The 5,683-nt window shown below is 69.5% G+C and carries 4 protein-coding genes; 1 reads left to right on the forward strand and 3 read right to left on the reverse strand.

From position 1 onward, the window contains the following. The coding region (locus ACY45C_RS12345) for a class I SAM-dependent methyltransferase (RefSeq protein WP_462187763.1) at positions 1-655 on the forward strand (655 nt) is incomplete at its 5' end. Between the two features lie 121 nt (positions 656-776). Here ACY45C_RS12345 and msrA read toward each other — a convergent pair. The 3 genes from msrA to ACY45C_RS12360 all read right to left on the reverse strand — a co-directional run. Continuing rightward, entirely contained in the window at positions 777-1,481 is a 705-nt protein-coding gene (gene msrA, locus ACY45C_RS12350; protein WP_462187764.1) for a peptide-methionine (S)-S-oxide reductase MsrA, read from the reverse strand. A 141-nt stretch (positions 1,482-1,622) separates the two neighbouring features. After that, a complete protein-coding gene (locus ACY45C_RS12355) occupies positions 1,623-2,915 on the reverse strand; it encodes a PhoH family protein (RefSeq protein WP_462187765.1) in 1,293 nt (430 codons plus the stop codon). 1,215 nt (positions 2,916-4,130) lie between these two features. Then, positions 4,131-5,683, reverse strand: a 1,553-nt coding sequence (locus tag ACY45C_RS12360; protein ID WP_462187766.1) for a phosphoenolpyruvate carboxykinase (GTP), incomplete at its 5' end; no start/stop codon positions are given.

Here is a 5,683-nt window from a genome sequence, read left to right on the forward strand (position 1 = left end):
GGTCGGCCCGGACGGCGCCGTCACCGCCATCGACCGGTCCGCCGAGGCGTTGGACGCGATCCGACCCGCCGGCTACGGTGCCGGCGCCCCCGAACGGGTCGTCGCCGACGCCGCCAGCCTGCCCCTGCCGGACGGCAGTGTCGATGCGGTCGTGGCCCGCTCGGTTCTGATCTACCTGGAGGATCTGCCCGCCGCGCTGGAGGAGGCGGCCCGGGTGCTGCGTCCGGGCGGCCTGCTGTCCGTCTTCGAGCCGATCAACGCCCGCCGTCGGCACGACGCCGACCTGTCCACCCTCACCGCCGACGAGCTGCGAATGATCGGCGACCTGTTTGCCGACGCGACCCCGGCAGCCCGGACGATGAGCCGGTTCAACGAGACCGACACCGTTACCCACGCCCGAAGCGCCGGCTTCGAGGGCGTCACGGTCGAACGCGACACGGTCATCAGCACCATGACCAGCCGGGACGCCGTCGACGGCTACCTCAACCGGCCGCCGCACCCCGGCGCCCGCAGCCCCATCGACACCATCGCCACCTTCGACGAGAACCTCGCCCACCGCTACGCCCAGGCCTGGCAGCAGACGATCGACACCCAGGGCACAATCACCTACACCACCCCAGTCATGTACCTGACCGCCACCCGCCGGATGGACTGATCCCACATCTGCCGCAGGACCCGCGGCACCCCGGACCGGCCGTCGGCGCCCCCGCGCCGACGGCCCCCGATCCCTCCCCCATCCGCGAGGTTCCCCCCGCTCCCGTCTCCGCTGGCCGCGCTCAGCCGGCGCTGGAGGCTTCCGCGGACGTCCCGGCGCGGGGAGAACCGGCCGAGGCGACCCCCACCGGGCATGACAGCCCGGTGCCACCCAGGCCGCAGTAGCCGCCGGGGTTCTTGGCGTCGGAAAGGTACTGCTGGTGGTATTCCTCCGCGTAGTAGAACGGACCAGCCGGGGCGATCTCGGTGGTGATCGCCCCGAGGCCCGCGGCGGTCAGCACCTGCTGGAACGCCTCGCGGCTGGCAGCCGCCGCGGCGGCCTGCCCGGCGGTGGTGGTGTAGATCGCCGAACGGTACTGGGTGCCCACGTCATTGCCCTGCCGCATGCCCTGGGTCGGGTCGTGCCCTTCCCAGAACACGCGCAGCAGCTCCTCGTAGCCGACCTTCGCGGGGTCGTACACCACAAGGACGACCTCGGTGTGCCCGGTCAGCCCGGAACACACCTCCTCGTAAGTGGGGTGCGGGGTGTGCCCTCCGGCGTAGCCGACGGCGGTGGTGTACACCCCGGGAACCTTCCAGAACGCGCGCTCGGCCCCCCAGAAGCAGCCGAGGCCGAACACGGCGGTCTCCAGACCCGCCGGGAACGGGCCGGCGAGCGGGGTCCCCAGCACGGTGTGCGGGACGTCGCCCGCGAACACCGGCCGATCCCGGCCGGGAAGGGCCTGCTCGGGCGTAGGCAGTGTCGTCTTGTGACGACCGAAGAACATGGGAAGCCACCTCCGGTGGTTGTCTCCTCGCACAACCGCGCACCGCGGCCACACGTTCCCGCAGCCCGGGACCCTCGGACGCTCTCCAGATATTCTCCAGATATTCATCGAAAGTTCGCTGGATGATCAGGGAGAACCCCGTCAGAGAACGAGATCCTCCAGCATCGTCGTGACCAGGGCCGCAATCGGCGATCGCTCGGAACGGGTGAGCGTGACGTGCGCGAACAACGGGTGGCCCTTCAGGGTCTCGATCACCGAGGCGACCCCGTCGTGCCGGCCGACCCTCAGGTTGTCGCGCTGGGCCACGTCGTGTGTGAGCACCACCCGTGACCCCTGCCCGAGCCTGGACAGCACGGTCAGCAGCACCCCGCGCTCCAGGGACTGAGCCTCGTCGACGATCACGAACGCGTCGTGCAGGGACCGGCCACGGATGTGCGTGAGCGGCAGCACCTCCAGCATCCCGCGATCCACGATCTCCTCGATGACCTCGGGGGAGACGAGCGCACCGAGGGTGTCGAACACCGCCTGGGCCCAGGGCGCCATCTTCTCGTTCTCGCTGCCCGGGAGGTACCCGAGCTCCTGGCCACCGACGGCGTACAGCGGGCGGAAAACCACCACCCGGCGGTGCGCCCGGCGCTCCATCACAGCTTCGAGCCCGGCGCACAGGGCGAGCGCCGACTTACCGGTGCCGGCTCGACCGCCGAGGGAGACGATCCCGACATCCGGATCGAGCAGGAGGTCGAGGGCCACCCGCTGCTCGGCGGAGCGACCGTGCAGGCCGAACGCGTCGCGGTCGCCGCGGACGAGCCGGACCTGCTTGTCGGCGGTCACCCGGCCGAGCGCGGAGGCACTCCCCCCGGTGGTGGTGAGGACCAGGCCGGTGTGGCAGGGCAGGTCGGCGGCCTCCAGGATCTCGGTGTACTCGCGGGAGTAAAGCCGGTCGAGGTCCTCCTGGGTGACGGTGAGCTCGGCCATCCCCGAGAAGCCGGTGTCCACCGGGGACAGCGCCTGGTACTCCTCGGCGGGCAGCCCCAGCACCGACGCCTTGACCCGCAGCGGGAGATCCTTCGTGACCAGTACGACGTCGGCGCCCTCGCGGGCGAGGTTCATCGCGACGCACAGGATCCGCGAGTCGTTCGTGTCGACCCGGAACCCCAGTGGAAGCACCGCCGCATCGGTGTGATTGAGTTCCACCCGTAGCGTCCCGCCGTTGTCCAGCGGGAGCGGTTGATCGAGGCGACCATGCCGGATGCGCAGATCGTCCAGGATGCGTAGTGCCTCCCGGGCGAACCAGCCCAGTTCCGGGTGGTTCCTCTTACCTTCCAGCTCCCCTATGACAACGAGGGGGAGCACGACATTGTGCTCCGCGAACCGCAGCAGCGCGCCAGGATCAGAAAGCAGCACGCTTGTGTCGACGACATGCGTTCGTGGCACACGCCCACCCGCTTACTCGGAGGTAGTCCGGGACCGACCCCTGCAGGAGCCGGGCACCGGCCTCCTGGTGTAGTCGCGCTTGCGGCACCGAGGGGCCTCCCGAGAGGTCCGGCACCATGCCGGACCACGGCTTGAGACGCTAGCGCTCCCACGGTAACCGCAGCCCTCGATGATGGCGACCCACTTCCGACAACACGTTACGTTAAGAACTGGAAACGTCTCGCACCCCGGAGCTCCCGTCGCACCCCGATCGGTCACATTGCGTCCGGATCATGACGCGGAGCATCAACCGCCGCGCGCGGCGCCGTCGGAGACCGGACCACGAGCGTCCGCCCGAGGAAGCCAGGTCACCGCTCACTGCCCGGTTCAGAAGCCCCCGGACCTGCGCTGACTCCGGCAACGGGCACCAACCGGGGCAACGGGCACCGACCGGCCGCAGGCCGCCACCGGATCCACGAGCCCGGCGACCGACGAGAGCCGGGTGACCGCGGGCGTGCCGGCCAGAGACACGGCGGGCCGAAACGCGACAGGCCAGAACGTGACAGGCCGAAACGTGACAGGCCGAAACGTGGCGACATGGGAGGGGGCACCCGAAACACGGCGACCGAAAGGTGACGGCCTGAAGCGCGCCCGCGGGGAAAACGTGACGGAACGCTATGGAACACCGCGGGCCGATGATCGGACACTCGTTGTCTCGACATGTCATCGAGATCGGATCGGACCGGACCGGACCAGGCCCGAAAGAGGGCGCCGACTGGCACCGTCGGGCGGGTCGGAGGAAATTCAGCCAACCGACTGGGGAATTCCCGGAAATTCATCCGGAGAAGGGATTGATCCCCGGCAAACATGCAGGGATCCGCGGAGTGGTCATTATCGGGTGGTGCTCCGCTCAGGTGAGCCGTAGCACGACACTCGGTAGGAACGCGGCCCGCCGACGGCGGAACAACGGACGCGACGCAGAGTTACGAATGAGTCCGCCGCCGGCTGGCCGCCGGGCCGGCGAAGGAGGGCCGAACCCTGCCGACCGGTCGCCACGGGACGGGCCGGGAGCCCGCCGAGCGGGTCGGCCGAAGGCCGACCCGCTCGGGAGTGTCGCACGAAGTGGTGCCACGGATGGCTTGCGTTGCCACAGATGCCTTGCGAGGTGCTGCCACGAAGTGCCGTGCCAGCGGTGCGGTCCCCGAACGGAGCCCGCGGTTGGGTGGCGTCAGCCGCTCAGCCTCCGCTGTTCAGCCGCTCGACGAGCGCCTCGTGCTCGGTCCACAGGGCGGCCGGAAGCCGTTCCCCGAACGTCTGGTAGTGCTCGGGGATCAGCTGGGCCTCCTGCTTCCACACCTCGACGTCCACCGTGAGCAGGGTCTCGAGGTCCTCCTCGGCGATGTCGAGGCCGTCGGCGGGTAGGGCGTCCTTCGTCGGCAGGACGCCGAGCGGCGTCTCCACCCCGGCTGCCGTGCCCTCCAGGCGACCGACGATCCAGGCGAGGACACGGCTGTTGTCGCCGAATCCCGGCCACAGGAACCTGCTCTCCGGGCTCTTGCGGAACCAGTTCACGTAATAGATCCGCGGGAGCTTCGTCTGGTCGGCCTTCTGCCCGACCTCGAGCCAGTGGGCGAAGTAGTCGGCCATGTTGTAGCCGCAGAACGGCAGCATCGCGAAGGGGTCCCGGCGCAGCTTGCCGATCGCTCCGGCCTGGGCCGCCGTCGTCTCGGAGGCGACGATCGAGCCGAAGAACACCCCGCGCCGCCAGTCGGGAGCCTCGGTGACCAGCGGCACCGCGGTCGCCCGGCGCCCGCCGAACAGGATCGCCGAGATCGGCACGCCGCGCGGATCCTCCCACTCCGGGGCGATCGTCGGGCACTGGCCCGCCGGGACGGTGAAGCGGGCGTTGGGGTGTGCGGCGGGCTCGCTGGACTCGGGGGTCCAGTCGCGGCCCTTCCAGTCGATGAGGTGCGCCGGCGGCTGCTTGGTCAGCCCCTCCCACCAGACGTCACCGTCATCGGTCCTGGCCACGTTGGTGTAGACGACGTTGCCCCAGAGGGTCCTGACCGCGTTGGGGTTGGTCTGCTCGCCGGTCCCCGGGGCGACCCCGAAGAACCCGGCCTCCGGGTTGACCGCGTACAGCCGGCCGTCCTCACCGAAGCGCATCCAGGCGATGTCGTCACCGACGGTCTCCGCCTGCCAGCCCGGCAGGGTTGGGATGATCATCGCCAGATTAGTCTTTCCACAGGCCGACGGAAATGCGGCGGCAATGTAGTGGACCTTGCCAGCGGGAGACGTCAGTTTGAGGATGAGCATGTGCTCGGCGAGCCAGCCCTCGTCGCGGGCCATGACCGACGCAATACGCAACGCATAGCACTTCTTGCCAAGTAGTGCGTTTCCGCCGTAACCTGAGCCGTAGGACCAGATCTCCCGGGTTTCCGGGAAATGGGTGATGTACTTCGTCGTATTGCACGGCCACGGGACATCGGCCTGGCCGGGTTCCAGCGGAGCGCCCAGGGAATGGACGGCCGGGACAAAGAAACCGTCCGTTCCGAGCTGCTCGAGGGCGGGCGTTCCCATCCGGGTCATCGTCCGCATGGAGATGACGACGTAGGGCGAGTCGGTGATTTCGACACCGAGGGCCGAGATGCTCGAGCCGAGCGGGCCCATGCAGAACGGGACGACGTACATCGTCCGACCCCGCATGCACCCTGCGAACAGGCCTCGGAGCGTGGCCCGCATCTCAGCAGGGTCGAGCCAGTTGTTGGTCGGGCCGGCGTCCTCCGCCT

Source organism: Frankia sp. CcWB2, assembly GCF_977927585.1.

Excerpts from the sequence above, each read along its gene's own strand:
- msrA (WP_462187764.1), bottom strand. The coding sequence starts at position 1,481 with ATGTTCTTCGGTCGTCACAAGACGACACTGCCTACGCCCGAGCAGGCC.